This window comes from Ruegeria sp. YTSC230, from assembly GCF_059609665.1.
Genome location: NZ_JBXWMC010000001.1, coordinates 249,916 through 266,511, shown reverse-complemented (window position 1 = coordinate 266,511; position 16,596 = coordinate 249,916). Strand labels below are relative to the sequence as shown.

At 58.6% G+C, this 16,596-nt stretch carries 12 protein-coding genes; 2 read left to right on the top strand and 10 right to left on the bottom strand.

Annotation, left to right across the window (positions count from 1 at the left end; genetic code table 11):
* Positions 1–71: 71 nt before the first annotated feature.
* The 6 genes from AC2FD9_RS01275 to AC2FD9_RS01250 all read right to left on the bottom strand — a co-directional run bounded on the left by AC2FD9_RS01275 (position 72) and on the right by AC2FD9_RS01250 (position 8,924).
* Positions 72–1,442, bottom strand: a complete 1,371-nt coding sequence (locus tag AC2FD9_RS01275; protein ID WP_496834995.1) for a multicopper oxidase family protein — start codon at positions 1,440–1,442, stop codon at positions 72–74.
* Between the two features lie 73 nt (positions 1,443–1,515).
* Entirely contained in the window at positions 1,516–2,157 is a 642-nt protein-coding gene (locus AC2FD9_RS01270) for a cell wall hydrolase (RefSeq protein ID WP_145975887.1), read from the bottom strand.
* A 186-nt stretch (positions 2,158–2,343) separates the two neighbouring features.
* On the bottom strand, positions 2,344–4,905 hold the full coding sequence (locus tag AC2FD9_RS01265; protein ID WP_496695050.1) for a putative PEP-binding protein: 2,562 nt from the start codon (positions 4,903–4,905) through the stop codon (positions 2,344–2,346).
* Positions 4,906–4,948: 43 nt separating this feature from the next.
* The gene (gene glyS / locus AC2FD9_RS01260) at positions 4,949–7,168 is read right to left on the bottom strand and encodes a glycine--tRNA ligase subunit beta (protein WP_496834993.1); all 2,220 of its coding nucleotides are present in this window, start codon (positions 7,166–7,168) and stop codon (positions 4,949–4,951) included.
* 9 nt (positions 7,169–7,177) lie between these two features.
* Positions 7,178–8,392, bottom strand: coding sequence for a sodium/glutamate symporter (gene gltS / locus AC2FD9_RS01255; RefSeq protein WP_496834991.1), 1,215 nt, complete (start codon positions 8,390–8,392; stop codon positions 7,178–7,180).
* Positions 8,393–8,399: 7 nt separating this feature from the next.
* On the bottom strand, positions 8,400–8,924 hold the full coding sequence (locus AC2FD9_RS01250; RefSeq protein ID WP_109312008.1) for a DUF6446 family protein: 525 nt from the start codon (positions 8,922–8,924) through the stop codon (positions 8,400–8,402).
* A 91-nt stretch (positions 8,925–9,015) separates the two neighbouring features.
* Between AC2FD9_RS01250 and AC2FD9_RS01245 the strand changes: the two genes are divergently transcribed.
* A complete protein-coding gene (locus tag AC2FD9_RS01245) occupies positions 9,016–9,648 on the top strand; it encodes a MarC family protein (protein WP_058277621.1) in 633 nt (210 codons plus the stop codon).
* A gap of 8 nt (positions 9,649–9,656) precedes the next feature.
* Here AC2FD9_RS01245 and AC2FD9_RS01240 read toward each other — a convergent pair whose 3' ends face one another.
* Positions 9,657–10,586: a glycine--tRNA ligase subunit alpha gene (locus tag AC2FD9_RS01240; RefSeq protein ID WP_496834988.1), complete on the bottom strand. Its 930-nt coding sequence runs from the start codon at positions 10,584–10,586 to the stop codon at positions 9,657–9,659.
* A 205-nt stretch (positions 10,587–10,791) separates the two neighbouring features.
* Here AC2FD9_RS01240 and AC2FD9_RS01235 point away from each other — a divergent pair, with 205 nt between their 5' ends.
* Positions 10,792–12,525 (top strand): serine protease, encoded by a 1,734-nt coding sequence (locus AC2FD9_RS01235; protein ID WP_496834986.1) that lies wholly within the window; start codon positions 10,792–10,794, stop codon positions 12,523–12,525.
* Between the two features lie 55 nt (positions 12,526–12,580).
* On the opposite strand, the gene AC2FD9_RS01230 is transcribed toward AC2FD9_RS01235, so the two are convergent.
* Genes AC2FD9_RS01230 through AC2FD9_RS01220 form a run of 3 tightly spaced genes read right to left on the bottom strand, consistent with a single transcriptional unit; the run spans position 12,581 to position 16,380 of the window.
* A complete protein-coding gene (locus AC2FD9_RS01230) occupies positions 12,581–14,155 on the bottom strand; it encodes a thiamine pyrophosphate-binding protein (RefSeq protein ID WP_496834984.1) in 1,575 nt (524 codons plus the stop codon).
* Positions 14,155–15,603: a TrkH family potassium uptake protein gene (locus AC2FD9_RS01225; protein ID WP_109312003.1), complete on the bottom strand. Its 1,449-nt coding sequence runs from the start codon at positions 15,601–15,603 to the stop codon at positions 14,155–14,157. The genes AC2FD9_RS01230 and AC2FD9_RS01225 overlap by 1 nt, the downstream gene beginning before the upstream one ends.
* Before the next feature lie 51 nt (positions 15,604–15,654).
* Entirely contained in the window at positions 15,655–16,380 is a 726-nt protein-coding gene (locus AC2FD9_RS01220; protein ID WP_496834983.1) for a hypothetical protein, read from the bottom strand.
* Between the last annotated feature and the right edge of the window lie 216 nt (positions 16,381–16,596).

Below are 16,596 nucleotides of genomic sequence, written 5' to 3'. Positions count from 1 at the left end.
TTTGCCCAAAATAAACGATGCGCGGGCGTATAACACCGCAACATGCGTCTTTCCAGCCATCGAATGCGGCGTCAGGTTACGCGGAACCAGCTCATCATACCCGAAGCAGCGTGTCCCAGCATATGGCAATGCAGCAGCCAGTCTCCCGGATTGTCCGCGACCAACGCGATCTGACGGGTCTGGCCCCGGTCCACCAGCACGGTGTCGCGCCAAGGCCCCAAACTGCCATCCGGCAGGATGAGCCGGAAGTGGTGACCATGCAGGTGCATGGCATGAGGGAAAGCGGTTTCGTTCACAAACTCGATCCGGTGCACCTGACCCAGACGCGCATCCAGAAACGGATCCTTGGGTCGTTCCGCGTATCCGTTCAACGCCCAGAACCGGCCCAGTTGAGCCAGCTCACGGCCTGTCAGGTCCTGATCGCCAAGCTTGGCCCCTTCCAGCCATCGCATCGCACCGCCCTGCAGGGACATACGATGCAGCGGTGCCTGATCATACTGAAATTCAGGCATATTGTTCGCAGGCAATGGTTCAATACCCTGCCTTTGCGATGTGGACGCTTCGGAAACTTGAAAGCGTACCAAGCCATAGCCGCCATCCCGCTCGATACTGGCAAGACCCGCGACATCCCCGGACGCGGACGTCACATCCACGACAAGGTCCGCCCGTTGTGCGGGCGCAAGTGGAAAGCTGTCCTCTACAGGCAATGGAACTGCCAGCGGCATGCCATCCAGTGCCACGATCCAACCCGCCAGCCCGTCCAACGCCAAATCAAATATCCGAGCGTTCGATGCATTGATCAGACGCAATCGCAATCGTTCCCCCGATCCAACAGGATAAGCCGGATCAAAGCCGCCATTGACGGACACCAGATTACCCAGCCGCCCCGCATGGCTAAGGTCGTGTCCATTGTCAAAATCATCCACGATATGCGCGCTTTCAGGGTCCAGCCGCCAATCATCCAACATCAGCGTCAGATCCTGATCAACATCCGGCGGGTTAGATTCTTCAACGATCAGGGATCCATAGAGACCTCGGGCAACCTGTTCGGTAGACCGGTTATGCGAGTGATACCAATAGGTTCCTGCATCTGGCGCAACAAAGTCATAGTCGAAGGATTGGTCCATCTCGACCGCGTCCTGCGTCAACCCGGGCACGCCATCCATTGCGTTGTCGATCCGAATTCCGTGCCAATGCACTGCCGTCGGTTGAGACAGGTTGTTTATCAGCTTGCGACTGACGCGCCCGCCCTGAGGCAATCGGATGTCGACTCCGGGAACGCGGCCGCCATAGGTCCAAACCGGCGTAGCTGGATATCCGTCAGGCGCAATCTGTTGCACCGCTTCTTGCGCGACCAGATCAGAGCTGACCGCATGTGCTACCTTTGGCAGCAGAGCAAGCGCGGTCGAAGTTTGCAGAAACCGTCTGCGGGATAACATCATGGCGGACCTCCTGGCCCGCTACATAAGGCAGAAAACGCCCCGCGCAATCAAGGTTCCAGCGCGGGTGCGTCAATCAGTTGCTCGCGGTCCGATAGTTGTGGCGGTAGAAAATGTGAACGCCGATCCGGGCCGTTTCTTTGTAGACACGTGACCATGACGGGCGCACCGCTTTGGTGTGGTAGTGGGTCGCCCCTTCGGTCAGCCCGACGCCAACGCCGTCGATTGCCGCGCGGGCAACCTTGGACACACGCTCATAGGCTCTTTTCTCGCGGATAACTTCTTTCTGACCATCGCAGGTGTAGGTGAACTGGCATTGGTACTTCTTACCGGTTCCCTGCTTGATCACCCCGCACAGCGAACTTGGAAAGCGGCTACTTTTGACCCGATTCAGGATCACCTCGGCCACGGCGAACTGACCGCGAACGCTTTCGCCGCGCGCTTCAAAGTACAGCGCCTCGGCCAGACATTTGAAGTTCTCGTCCCCAGTGGCGGTTGGCAATTGGTCTAGCCAATTCTTTGAATAGGATACTTTTTCAAGCACAGGCGATTTACGCGGCTTGAACAGGCCCAAATAATCGCGGAACTTTTGCCCGGGCAATTCGCTTCGGGTCACAAGTTCGCGTTTGGCAGATTCGGTGGCTTCCCTCTCGGCGATGGAAACACTCGGCAGCACGGTTGCTGCCAATGTGGCAACAGCCAATATGTATCGTAGCATCAGATAACCTCGCACAGGCACATTCAGCGCCAGACCCTCCCCCGGCGGGCGCGATGAGGCTCTTACCGAATTCAAACGGCGACGTCCAGTTCTGACGGAAAAGCAAGTGGAAAATCGCCGTTTCGTCAACAATATTTGACGACGGCGCTTTCTGTTACCTACTAATTCTAGAGTGCCGCCCTTCTGTCAACCCCCAAGTCTGGACGAAATCGCCAGTTGAGCGGCAGCCAGCCGAGCGACGGGCACCCGGAACGGCGAACAGGACACATAGTCAAAGCCCAATTCCCGGCAAATGGCGATTGATTCGGGGTTACCGCCATGTTCGCCGCAGACTGACAATGTCACTTCTGGCTGTGCTTGCCTGCCGCGTTCAGCCCCCAGTTTAAGCAATTCTCCAACTCCGTCCGCATCCAACACATGAAACGGATCTTCGACAAAGACACCCTGCCGGACGTAGGCCGACATGAACCGACCAGCGTCATCGCGGGACAGGCCATAGGTCATCTGCGTCAGGTCGTTGGTTCCGAAACTTAAAAACGCGGTTTGCGGCGCGATCTCGGCTGCCCGTAAACAGGCCCGAGGGGTTTCGACCATCACGCCTAGCCGATACTCAAATTCCTGCCCGCGTTCACCGGCGACGGCTGCTGCCACAGAATCGATGCGCGCCTTGACCAGTTCGACCTCGCGCTTGGCGGATACCAGCGGGATCATCACCTCGGGCACCACCGGTGCGCCGTCTTTGCTGGCTTCAAGCGTCGCCTCGAAAATCGCACGCGCCTGCATGTCGTAGATTTCGGGAACCGTCACACCCAGACGTACGCCGCGCAGGCCCAGCATCGGGTTATATTCGGTCATGGCGTCGACCCTGCGTTCGACATCCGAGACTGGCAGGTCCAGCGCTTCGGCAAGTTCGCGTTGGCCGGTGCGCGTCGTCGGAAGAAACTCGTGCAACGGTGGATCGAACAGACGGATACAGACAGGCTGTCCCTCCATGATCCTGAAAAGCTGCGCGAAGTCATCGCGCTGCATCGGCAACAAGCGTTCCAACACCGCTTCGCGACCGGATGAGGTCTGCGCAAAGATCATTTCGCGCATTACGATCAGACGACCGGGGTCAAAGAACATGTGCTCAGTCCGACACAACCCGATCCCTTGCGCCATGAAGTTCCGCGCTGTTTGTGCGTCTGCGGGTGTGTCGGCGTTGGCGCGAATTGCAATGTCTCGCTCTGCGTCCGCCCAACCCATCAGGGTCTGAAAACAATCATCCAGCGCGGCCTCGAGCATCGTCGGCCTACCCGCCAACACCTGACCCGAGCTACCGTCGATGGTCAATGTGTCGCCTGTTTTGAAAACCCGCCCGTCGGGAGCCATCAGCTGTTTTTTCTTTGTCTGAAACCGCATCTCGGACGCGCCGACGATGCACGGCAAGCCCAAACCCCGGCCAATCACGGCCGCGTGGCTGGTCATGCCGCCCTTTTCCGTCAGGACCGCCACGGCGGCATGCATACCGCGCACATCTTCCGGGGAGGTTTCGCGGCGCACCAAAATGCACGGCTCTCCCCGCGCGGCGCTTGCCTGAGCCTCCGCCGAGGTGAAAACGATCTTGCCGGTCGCAGCACCCGGACTGGCGGCAATTCCGGTGGTCAGGGTGTCGCGTTCCGCATCAGGGTGAACCTGCCGGTGCAACAGCTCGTTCAGGGAATGTGGATCAACCCGCATTACAGCCTCTTGCGGCGGAATGATCCCGTCTTCGGCCAGGCGCACAGCGATCCGCATCGCCGCGCGTGCGCTGCGTTGAACCCGGACACCATCCAAAATGTGAACGTGGCCATTTTCAATCACGAACTCGACCTGCATTTCCTCGCGCAGCTTGACCCGCATCAGCGCCGCATGGGTTTTGAGGTCCGCAAATGCCTTGGGCGCGACCTCCTCCAGGGACTTTCCGCGCGGATCCTTTTCCAGGTACAGCGCCGCGACGCCTTCCCCCAGCGCATCCCGCCCCTGACTTTGGCTCAGATACCGGCCGGTTATCTGAGGCAATCCAGTGGTCGGATCAATCAGTTGCAGCACGCCCGATCCGCATTCCCCTTGCCCGACGCCGGGGATCATCTCTTGGATCACCAGCCCCAGACCGGCATCCGCTGGCGCACCCTTGGCCTGACGCAACAATCGGGCTGAGGTGCCCTCCCATGCGCGTGCCATCGAACGCAGCACGGCAATCAGCTGCTCTCCGCGATCCTGTGGAAAGGCTTCGTCCGTCTCGTCTTCGTAAGCCCGCAGAGATTCCTGCAGCCCTTCACGGCCATCTGCATCGATCTCGTCAAACACATCCGGGTCCAGCCGCGCAACATGAACCGCGTAGCTTTGGACAAAGCGCAGATACAGCGCAGCCGCGGCCTCGACCCCCATCGAATCCGACAGGTCAACATAGCGCGCGTCATTCATGCCGATGTTCAGGATGGCACCCGGGCCGCCCCAATCGGGATCTTCGGAACTGGGCCGGACACACAGCAGCGCGGTCTGTTCAAACTGCTCAAGAACAGCGGCCAAATCCGGCACCTGCCCATCCGATATCTGATGCACCGCATCAAACGACAACGCGACCGTTCGTGGAACCGGCAGTTCCAGACGAACCAGACGTTGCAGACATTTCGCCCGCCCGCCATGCGTGTTGGCGGCAACGGGCGCTTCGGACGTGATAAGCGTAGTATGCGGATTATTCTGCACTGCGGCACCTTTTGATTTCACCGCAGCATAAGCCCCTGCACCAATGGCGCAAGGGCGTTCTGGATCAGCCTTCGATGCGGCTCAGATCAGCAACACTGGAGCAGACCTGACGGATCTGGCTTAGCAGGTTCAGGCGGTTACGGCGCAGGATGTCATTGTCGGTATTGACCTGAACATCCTCAAAAAACGCATCCACCGGGCCGCGCAGGTCGGCCATGGCCGACATCGCACTTGGGAAATCCTCGGCTTTCAGCGCCGGGTCGATCTTGGCCTGTGCAGCTTCTAACGCGCCGAACAGAGCCTTTTCACTGTCAGTCTCCGCAAATTTGATATCAGCGCCATAGGAATACTCGACCCCGTCTTTTTCCTCGGCCTGGGTCAGAATATTGTTGGCGCGCTTGAACCCCTGCACGAGGTTTTCGCCATCCTCGGTCGCGATCACGGCATTCAGCGCGCGGGCGCGCTTGACCAGCAGGTTGAGGTCATCATTGCCGTCCATCGCGATGCAGGCGTCGATGATGTCGTGGCGAATGCCCTCGTCGCGGAGGAAGGTTTTGAGTCGGTCGTGGAAGAAGGAGAGGAGATCGTCGGACGCGTCCGGGACTTTCTTCTCCAACCCCAGAAATTCAGCGGTCGGCTTGTCGCCGAGATTGTCTTTGACCGCTTTGAAGGCTGCACCGAAGACGCCGTGATCCGCGATTTCTTCCAGCAGGTCCTCGACATCTGATTTCGGCAACGCGTCATTGATGGCACCCTCTGCCCGAACCAACTGGCTATCAAAGAACCGATCCAATCTTAGACGCAAATCGTTTTCGAGTATCAATCGCGTCACGCCCAACGCCGCGCGGCGTAGGGCAAACGGGTCTTTCGATCCCGTGGGCTTTTCCTCAATCGCCCAGAACCCGGTCAGCGTGTCCAACTTGTCGGCCAGCGCCACAGTTACTGACAACGGCGCGGTGGGCACATCATCCGACGGCCCCAACGGCGAGTAATGTTCCTGCGCCACGGCGGCCACGGCGGCGTCCTCGCCGGCGGCTTCGACGTAATAACGACCCATAAGCCCCTGAAGTTCCGGGAATTCATAGACCATCTCGGAGCTTAAATCGGCCTTGGCCAGACGAGCGGCTTTCTCGGCCTGATCGGCATCCGCGCCCGTCACCGGGGCCAATTCGCGGGCAAGCGCCGCGATGCGGTCGATCCGCTCGACTTGAGTTCCCAGCTTGTTGTGGAAGGTCACATTCTCCAGCGCGCGGGTCCATTGGGCGATGTCCGATTTGGCAACGCGCAGATCGTTCTCCCAAAAGAACTTGGCATCCGCCAGACGAGCCGACAGAACCTTTTGGTTCCCTGCCAGAATGGTCGCGCCATTGTCGGTGGTTTCACGGTTCGCAACAGTGATGAACCGCTCAATCCGGCCCGTTTTGGGGTTCTTCACGGAAAAGAATTTCTGATGCTCTTTCATCGAGGTCTGCAGAACCTCGGGAGGCAGTTCCAGAAACTCATCGTCGATCTGCCCCATCAGAACAACTGGCCATTCGACCAGACCCGCGACCTCGGCCAGCAGGCCTTTGTCATCGACTACTTCCAGACCCGCCGCAAAGGCAAGGTTCTGGGCGTCGTTCCAGATGTGCTCTGCGCGTTCCGCAGGCGACAGCACCACAAACGCGCGTTTCAGCTTGGCAGCGTAATCCTCAAAGGACGACACGGCGAACCGACCCGGGGCCATGAAACGATGACCCTCCGTGGTATCGCCGGACTTGATGCCTTCGATCTCCATCGGAACGACCTGCGCGCCAGCCTCATCGGTCAGAATACACAGGATCGAGTGCAACGGACGCACCCAGCGCAGACCGCCATTGCCCCATCGCATGGATTTCGGCCAGGGGAAGTTGCGGATCGTCGCCTCGAGTACCTCGGCGATGATCTCGGCAGCGGGACGGCCCGGTTTTTCGACGGTGGCGAAATAAACCGCGCCTTTGGGCGTTTCACGCTCTTCCAGTTGATCGCGGGTCAGACCTGCGCCCCGCAGGAAACCTTCGATGGCTTTGTCCGGCGCGCCGACTTTCGGACCCTTGCGTTCCTCGCGGATCATGGGGCTTTCCGAAAGCAACCCTTCGACCGCCAGCGTCAGGCGGCGCGGCGTTGTCAGCGTAGCAGCAGATGCGTAGGTCAAACCGGCCTCGACCAAACCATCGGTGATCCGCTTTTTCAGGTCTTCGCCGGCACGGGTCTGCATGCGCGCGGGGATTTCCTCGGAAAACAATTCGATCAGCAGGTCGGGCATATTCGGTCCTTAGAAATTAACGATCGTCTGAATGACGATGGCATTAGCGATATCCACAAAGAATGCGGATACAAGGGGCAATACGATAAAAGCAATAGGCGATGGGCCATATCGTTTGGTGACAGCGGTCATATTTGCAATAGCAGTCGGGGTGGCCCCTAGGGCAAAGCCTCCGAAACCGGCGGCCAGAACGGCGGCGCGGTAATTGCTGCCCATGACAGGAAACAGAACCCAGATCACAAATGCCACTGCGAACAAGGTCTGGGCCGACATGATGACCACAATGGCAAGGCCGAGTTCCGCGATGGTCCAAAGCTGCAGGCTCATTAATGACATGGCCAAAAACGCACCCAGCGAGAATTCCGAAATCAACGCCAGCGAGGGGGTGCGTTCAATTGGTGGGCGGCTGGGTGCAAGCCATGCGCGCAGGTTCGCGATGACGATGCCCATGATGAGACAAGGCACGAACAGCGGCAGCTTCAAACCGGCAGCGCTGATCGCCTCGCCCAGCGAATACCCCGCAATGATCGCCAGGTTGAGGAACAGGAGAACGCGCATGATCGACAGATGATCGATTTTGCTGGACACGTCATCGCCGTCAGTGGGAAGCCCCACTGTGTGATCCTCGTCGGGGCGTGCAGGGCTGAGGTTGCGCCCTTCGACCAGAAGCCGCGCTATCGGTCCACCAACCAAAGCAGCCAGAACAAGCCCAAGTGTTGCAACGGCAACGCCTAGCTCAGTTGCGCCGTCCAGGCCGGTGGCCTCGGCAACCTCGGGGGCCCAGGCAATCGCAGTTCCGTGCCCGCCGATCAGAGATGCCGAGCCGAACAGAACCCCAGCCTGCGCCGGATACCCGAACATAGACGCCCCAATTGCCCCGATCCCGTTTTGCGCAACAATCATCGCCAAAGTCAGGATCAGAAGTAAAAACAGAGGCTTGCCGCCTGATATCAGGTCAGAGAGTCGCGCGTTTAACCCGATGCCCGCAAAGAACACCACTAACAGAAAATCCCGTGTGGCAAGGTCAAAGGATAGCTCAAGATCGAAGGCCAGATACAATATCAGCACGACCAGTGAGGCCAGCAGGCCACCCGTGACAGGTTCGGGAATGTTAAACTGGCGCAATGCGGCGACGCGCGCATTGATCTCTACCCCCAAAAGATACACCGCAAAACCCAACGTAGCGGTCAGGAAATCAGGTATCTGCAGGGTCTCGGCGGTCATCTTATCCTCAATTCTGTGGCCGGTCCGGGCATTCTTCGCCAATCACGGTGCCGTCATAGGCCTTTTCGCCGCAATTGTTCAGCGCGTGCCAGACATAGCCTTTGCCGCCATTTGTAACGGCAACAATTCGGTCAACGCCAAAGTGGATGTTTTTTGCGCCCAGAAAGGCTTTGGCCTCGCCTGATTTCAGGGCATCCGCCACCGCCACGGCGTCAAAGCAATCGAACCATCCGGGCGCGGTCAGCGGCTCTGCATTCTCGACCGCGACATAGTTTTCCTCAATCTGCGCAAGCGTCATATCCGTTTCGAAACAGGCACGGTAGCGGATGGGTGAGCTGTCCGCGTCAATCGCCTGAAACGCACTGTAGGATATAGGCGTGGGCGCCTCGGCCCCTTCCGTCATCAACATGACATCCTGCCCGGGCTTGGATTCCACGTCATAATAAAATCCGTAGATCTGCAGGTAATACATCCCAAAACCGGCTACTGCCGCCGAGATCAGCACTATGATCGCAAGCACTTTTCCTGTCATTGTCTTTTCCTTTTGCTCACGATGCCTCTTTCACGATCGGTAAAAATAGGACAGGTTCCAATTGATTACAGGCCGAAAAGAGACTTTTGAAATGGACAGCACCCTTGCCGTAGGATTCTTCGGAGCGCTTTTTGCGATCATGAATCCAATCACGAACCTGCCAGTGTTTCTTAGCGTCACCGACGGCCTTGCCCCGGCTGAGCAACGCAAAGTGGCTACAAAGACGGCGCTCTACTGCCTGATCCTCGGCGCATCGTTTGCGGCTGTGGGAAGTCAAACGCTCAGCCTGTTCGGCATCAGCGTCGATGACCTGCGCGTCGCGGGTGGTCTGGTTGTTCTGATGATTGGCCTGAATATGCTGAACGGAAAGCCCAGCACGTCGCATCACGGAACCGAGGGGGAACGGCAATCCTATCCTGAACCTGATACGGTTGCCTTTTATCCGCTGGCCTTTCCGATCCTTGTCGGACCGGGCACAATTACCACGTTGATCCTGTATGCAAGTCACATCCATAAACCGGTAGATGCCATTGTTTACGCTGGCGTTTTCCTGGCCGTCTTGCTGTTGCTGTTCGTGACATTCTGGAACGCCGCAGCCATTGCCAAACGTCTGTCTGACAATGCTCGTGTTATCATGAGCCGGTTCATGGGCATGATCCTGTCGGCCATCGCAATCAGCATGATCGCGGCTGGCCTTAAGGTCTTGCTGCCCGGACTGGCCTGAGCGGCGCATTAGGCCAGGAACCCGGCGGCCTCGGTCAGCAGGAATGCGTCTGCGCATTGCTTCGCCAAAGCCCGCACGCGGCCGATATAGGCCTGACGCTCGGTTACCGAGATCACGCCCCGCGCGTCCAGCAGGTTGAACACGTGACTGGCCTTGATGCACTGATCATAGGCCGGGTGGGCCATGATGATGCGCTTGCCGGTTTTCGGGTCGTCATGCTCTTGTGCCAGAATGGCGGCGCACTCAGCCTCGGCTTCTTCGAAGTGGCGCAACAACACTTCGGTGTTGGCCACGTCAAAGTTCCAGCGGGCGTATTCTTCTTCGGTCTGCTTGAAGATATCGCCATAGGAAAGCGGGCTTGGTGACTGCGGATCGTTGAACGGCATGTCCATCACGTGGTCGATGCCCAATACATACATCGCCAGACGTTCCAGACCATAGGTCAGCTCGCCCGAGACCGGTGCGCAATCATGGCCGCCGACCTGCTGGAAATAAGTGAACTGGCTGACTTCCATGCCGTCGCACCAAACTTCCCAACCCAGACCCCATGCGCCAAGGGTGGGGCTTTCCCAATCATCCTCGACAAACCGGATGTCATGCAGGTTCATGTCGATGCCAATCGCCTCAAGCGAGCCCAGATACAGGTCCTGCAAATCCGGCGGGCTGGGTTTGATCAGCACTTGATACTGATAATAATGCTGCAACCGGTTGGGGTTCTCACCATAGCGCCCATCCGTCGGGCGGCGCGAAGGCTGCACATAAGCTGCGGCCCAGGTTTTCGACCCTAGCGCGCGCAAGGTGGTCGCCGGGTGGAATGTACCTGCACCAACCTCCATGTCATAGGGCTGCAGAATGGCGCAGCCTTTTGAGGCCCAATAGGTCTGAAGCCGCAAGATAATCTCTTGAAAAGAACGTGGTGCGCTGGACTGGTCGGTCATGACATTCCCTTTGGACGCCACTGCGCCCGGTTCCGTTGGGTTTTGTCCTTCCTATGCAAGGGGCCGTTGGGCGTCAACGGGCGGCAAAGCCTATGCTGTCACTGCGCAGCCACACTGGAAATTCCCCGTATTCCGGGCATGGCTTTCGGTACGTTGTTTCGCGTAGGGTCCGGCAAAGATAAAACACTGCAGACACGGGCAGACAATGACTCGCATATTTACGGCAATTTTGTTTCTTTTTCTCATCGGCGCGCGCGCTGTTTTTGCACAGCAGGACGCAGGCGTCTGGGTGCAGGTCGAAGCGCAGCCCTCGCTGCGCGAAGCGCAGGAACGTGCGCGGGCCTATGCCGGCACCCTGCCGGACGTAAACGGGTTTCGATTGAACTCTGGCTGGTATGCCATTGTTATCGGGCCTTATTTGCGCAACGACGCGGAACAGGTTCTAAGCGTTTACCGCGCCGAGGGGCAAATCCCTGCGGACAGCTATATCGCGTTTTCTAGTGCACTGGGTCAGCAATTCTGGCCGGTCGGAGAGAACATATTGGACCGGGGTGTCGTGACGCCACCAGTTGAACCTCAGCCGGAACAGCCGGTTGTTGGCGTAACACCGCAGGCCTCGGACGAGACACGTTCACAAGCGCTGCAAAGCGAGCGCCTTTTAAGCACGCAGGAACGCATGAATTTGCAAACCGCCCTGCAGGCCGCAGGTTTTTACAATTCAACGATCGATGGCGCATTTGGCCAAGGCACGCGGCGCTCCATGGGCGACTGGCAACGGTTCAACGGCTTTGAAGCAACCGGCGTTCTGACGACCGCACAGCGCAAGGCGTTGATTGACGACTTTAACGCCCCCCTTCTGAGCGTTGGGATGGAGCGTTACTCCGACCCGCAGGCCGGTATCGATTTGGATCTGCCGCTGGGTGTCATCGCATTCGACCGTTATGAGGCCCCGTTTGTTCACTTCAAAAGCACAACCGATCTGGACGCCAAGGCCCTGTTGATCAGTCAGAAAGGCGACAAAGCCACGCTGCGCGCCCTTTATGAGGTGCTGCAATCGCTGGAAATCGTTCCGCTCGATGGCCCACGGCAGCTGCGCGGCGACAGCTTTACGCTGGAAGGGCGCGGTAAGGGGATCGTGACCTATAGCGAAGCACGGCTGGACGATGGCCAGATCAAAGGCTTTGCACTGGTTTGGCCCGAGGGTGACGATGCCCGGCGCGCCAGAGTGCTGGCCGCAATGACGGCCAGCTTTACCGCAACTGGCACCGTGCTGGACGCCGCAGCGGGTGCCAATGCCGAGCAGCGGATTGATCTGGTGTCCGGACTGCAGGTACGCACACCGCGCCTGTCCCGTTCGGGCTTCTTTGCTGATACCAGCGGCACGGTCCTGACCGTATTTGAGGCAGCGGACAGCTGCACACGCATCACGCTTGATGACGATCAGGAGTTCCAGGTCGCCTTGTCAGATGCAGATCTGGGCGTGGCGGTTCTGCGCCCCAGCCGCAATCTGGTTCCGGTCAACGTGGCAGAATTCAGCGCAGATGCGCCGCGTATTCAATCTCAGATCGCGGTGTCGGGCTTCTCGTATGAAGGCGCCTTGGGCGCACCGACACTCACCTTTGGTCAGATCGCTGATGTGCGCGGCCTGAACGGGGAAGACGGCGTGAAACGTCTGGCATTGGCGGCCCAGCCCGGCGATGCGGGCGGACCGGTTTTTGACGGCAATGGCCAGGTTGTTGGCATGCTGCTGCCGACCCCGACCGAAGGACGCACCCTGCCCGCGTCCGTCAGCCTTGCTGCAACGGCCACCAGTCTGAACGAAGTTCTGGCCAAGGCGGGTGTGTCCGGTCAATCGGGTCAGCCGACGGCGCAAATCTCGCCCAATGAACTCAGCCGCCGGGCGACCGGAATGACCGTATTGGTTCATTGCTGGGATTGATCTCTGCGCCAAATCGCACAAAGCGCCGCTCGTCTGAGCGGCGCTTTTTTGTTGGCTAAAGGATATCCGGCGTGATGCGTATCAGCGTCGGAACGGGTGCGGCAAAGGCCGACCGAACCGCCTCTTGCATCTCTGGCAAACTTGATGGCGCAGACGACAACGCGCCAAAGGCCTCGGCGAGTTTGCAGAAATCCGGGTTCCGCGCGACAACCGCATTTGGGGCGATCTGACCTCGGACCATGCTGTCCTCGATCTCTTTGAGCTTTCCGTTGTCCCAAAGGATAATCGGCAGAGACAGGCCCAGTTCGACTGCTGCACCAAGCTCTTGCATCGTATAGTGAAAACCGTAGTCCCCGGCGATCACCGCTGTAGGCTTACCTCGGCGCGCCACAGCCCCGCCAATTCCGGCCGGCAGCGCATAGCCAAGCGTGCCGAATCCGGTCGGATGGTGCCAGTGATAGGGATAGCCCATATCCCAAACCTCTTTGGCGACATAAGCGAACTGGGTCATGTCAGAATAGATCATGGTGTCGCCGGGCATCGCCGCGCGAAGGGCATCCAGCACCGGGACGATACCCGGTCGTTCCGCATCCACTTCGGCCCGCCAACGGCGGCGCGTGTCAGCGACTTCCTCCGCTGTCCAGCCCGTCGAAGGTTTAACATGGTCTATAGCCGCCCAAAGTGCATGGGCAAAGCTTTCCCCGTCAGCCTGTAATTTCACTGCGGCGCGATGGTGATCGGACAGAACCTTCGGGTCCACATCTATACGCACCAGATTGCCCGTGTGGCCCAATGCATTTCGCCACAGGTCGACCTCGCCCAATTCCGCGCCCACGACGACCACAAGGTCGGCGGAAGCGATAACATCGGCGCTGCCCGGTCGTGGCAACATGGCTCCGTAGTCCAAGGCATAGCCCAACCCCGCCATTCCGCGCCCGGCATACGTGGTAAAACAGGCCGCACCCAACTGCGTCAGGATTTGCCGCCACAGATTCGACCGCGCACCACCACCCAGAATAAACAACGGGCGCCGTGCGATGTTCAGCATGGACATTACCGGAGCCAAGTCCGGCGGCAGAACTTTTGAGCGCAAACCAGGTTGGTTGGGAAACAGTGCGGGATCAGCATCGGCCTCAAGCTGTGCAATCGGCACCTGAATGTGCTTTGGACGTGGACGGTTGAGTTCGAACTCCTCAAAAGCACGCTCGACCAGATTGTAGGCTGCCTGCGCCGTATTCGCCTGATGCGACCAGTCAGTCACGGTTTCAGCCGCAGCGCGTTGGTTTTTCATCTGGTGCAACTGCCCGTGCACGCCTTGCGTTTCATCAAGGCACGAGGACATCACCAGCATCGGGACAGAATCCGTATAGGCCTGCCCCATCGGTGTCATGATATTGCACAACCCCGGTCCGGTGATGACATATGCAACACCCGGCTTGCCGGTCGCACGGGCATAGCCGTCGGCCATGAACCCTGCCCCCTGCTCGTGCCGGGCCAGCACATGGGTGATTCCGGCCTCTTCGATCCCGCGATACATTTCCTGATTGTGCACGCCGGGAATACCAAAGATCACATCCACTCCGCGATCCCGCAGCATATGCGAAATCTGCGCACCAAGGGGTCTTTTCATCAATTCCTCCAGAACTGGACAGTGAAGAGTGCATAAACGGCCAAAAGCTCAAGCCGCCCTACCAGCATTCCGATTGAAAGCAACCATTTCGCGGTGTCGCTGAGCCCTGCAAAGTTGCCAGCCGGTCCGATTTGATCCCCCAACCCCGGACCTACATTGGCCAGCGCTGTGGCTGCCCCGGAGACGGCAGTTATGAAATCCAATCCTGTCAGTGCCAGCGCCCAGGCCAGCACGCCCAACGAGAGCACAAAAAACATGAAGAAGCTCATAACCGAGGTCAGGACGTCTGGACCAATCGAACGGCCATCATATTGCGGCTTGAAAACACCATGAGGTGAGCGGATGCGGCGGATCTGGGTCTTGATCGAAGCAAACAGTAATTGATACCGGAAGATCTTGATGGAACAGGCGGTTGAACCCGCGCAGCCGCCAATCAGACCGATCAGGAAGAACATCATGATCGGGAAACTGCCCCAGCCCATGTAATCGACGCTGGCATATCCGGTACCCGAAATGATCGAGGTGATGTTGAACAGGGATTCCCGAACAGCCTGTTCCCAGTGATGCGGGAAAACGGAGGTCAGAAAGACCGCCATAATGACCACTAGCACCAGAATGGTCGCCAGAAAGGTCCGTATCTGGCTGTCGCGGAAAATGGACCTCGTATTGCCATTGGCGAATTGGACGTAGCGCACGAAAGGCAGTGCAGCGAGGATCATGAAGACAGCGGCCGCATATTCTGCTGGGCCGGAAAACGTGCCAAAGGACGCGTCATAATTTGAAAACCCGCCCGTTGAGATCGTCGTCAGGGCGTGCACCACGGCATCAAAAAAGCCCATCCCCAGACCTGCATAGACCAACGCGCAAACAATCGTCAGAAAGACATAGATCAGGGAAATCTGGCCCGCGATCTCTTGCGCCCGCGGAAGAATTTTCCCCATAGTTTCAAACCCTTCCGAGCGGAAGATTTGCATGCCCCCGACGCGAAGCTCGGGCAGGAACACCATGGCCACGACGATGATGCCGATGCCGCCCAGCCATTGCAACAGGCCACGCCAAAGCAGCAACCCCTGTGGCAGGTTATCGAGGCCGGAAATCACAGTCGAGCCTGTCGTCGTCAGGCCCGACATCGCCTCGAAATACGCATCGACAAAGCGCAGTTCGGTCTCGCCCAAAAGAAACGGAATGGCGCCAAAAAATGGCAATGCGACCCAGACCCCTGTGGTCAGTAAAAAGGTCTGACGGATCGTCAGACCTTCGCCGACTCCGTTCGAGCAACTCATCGCCAGAACGACGCCGGTCAGAATCGTGATGACGCCGCTTTCGAGAAAAACGTGCCACTCGCCTCGGCCTTCGATGAAGTCCGCAAGCATAGGCAACAGCATGGTCGCCCCAAGAATGGCGACCAATAGGCCAATCACATATCCAACCGGGCGCATATCCGTCATGAGGCGCAGCGTTGGCGCGCCTGCACGACTGTGTCAAGCCGGTGTCGGGTTTTACCCGTCCGTTTTGCGTGCCGTTGTTGGCATCGCGGGCGGATTAGACGGGGCGCGCGGGCGACGCGCCGGAGTTGCCTGTGCCACCTCGGGCTTTGCGGCAACGGCTTTTGCAGGCGCCGGCTGCGCCGCGACCGGCTTGCCGGGTGCTGGTTTCGCCGCGACCGGCTTGGGTGCGGCCGGTTTGGCCGGGGTCTTCGGCGCAGTGGTGTTTACTGCCACAGGTTTCGGCTTGGCAACCGCTGCCGGTTTTGGCGCAGGTGTTTTTCTAGCAACGGCAGGCTTTGATTTGGCTGCCGCTGCGGGTTTGGCCGCTGGCTGCCCTTTGGCGACGGCAGGATTGGCGGTAGGCTTTTCTGCAACTTCGGTCGATTTGGCTGCAACCAGAGTGGGTTTGGTTACAGCAGCCACCGTTTTGGGCGCGGTCGGCTTGGGTGATTCGACCTTGGGTTTTGCGGCGGCTTTCTTGCGGGCAACAGGCTTGGGCTTGGCCACCAACGCAGGTTTTGCCTTGGCGACCGGTTTGGCCTTGGGCGCGGGTTTTGCCGAGGGTGCAGCCGGGGCCGGAGCAGCAGCCGACGCGTGCAAGGCACTAACCGACACAAACGGCAGCTCCATCGCCGAACGGGTCAAAATCTGCATAATTTTCATTTGGTTGCTAACCGCATAGCCGGCCATTCGGATGGCCGCAGCCTGAAATTCCAGCGGTTGGGAAATTGGATTCATACTTTAGTTCTCCTCTGAAAGCGATGCAGCCTGCAAAAGAGTGAATTGAGCTGCCCGTCCCGATTTTTCGGGCGGATCAAGCAGTCACGAAGTCCTGAGCGTCGCACGTCTCAGCTTCCTTTCAGAGTGGCAGACGTACGAACAGGAATTCGCCTGCCACGGCTGCATTCCACACCAGTGTTACTTGAACGACCGTGCAAATGCAGCATGAATTGC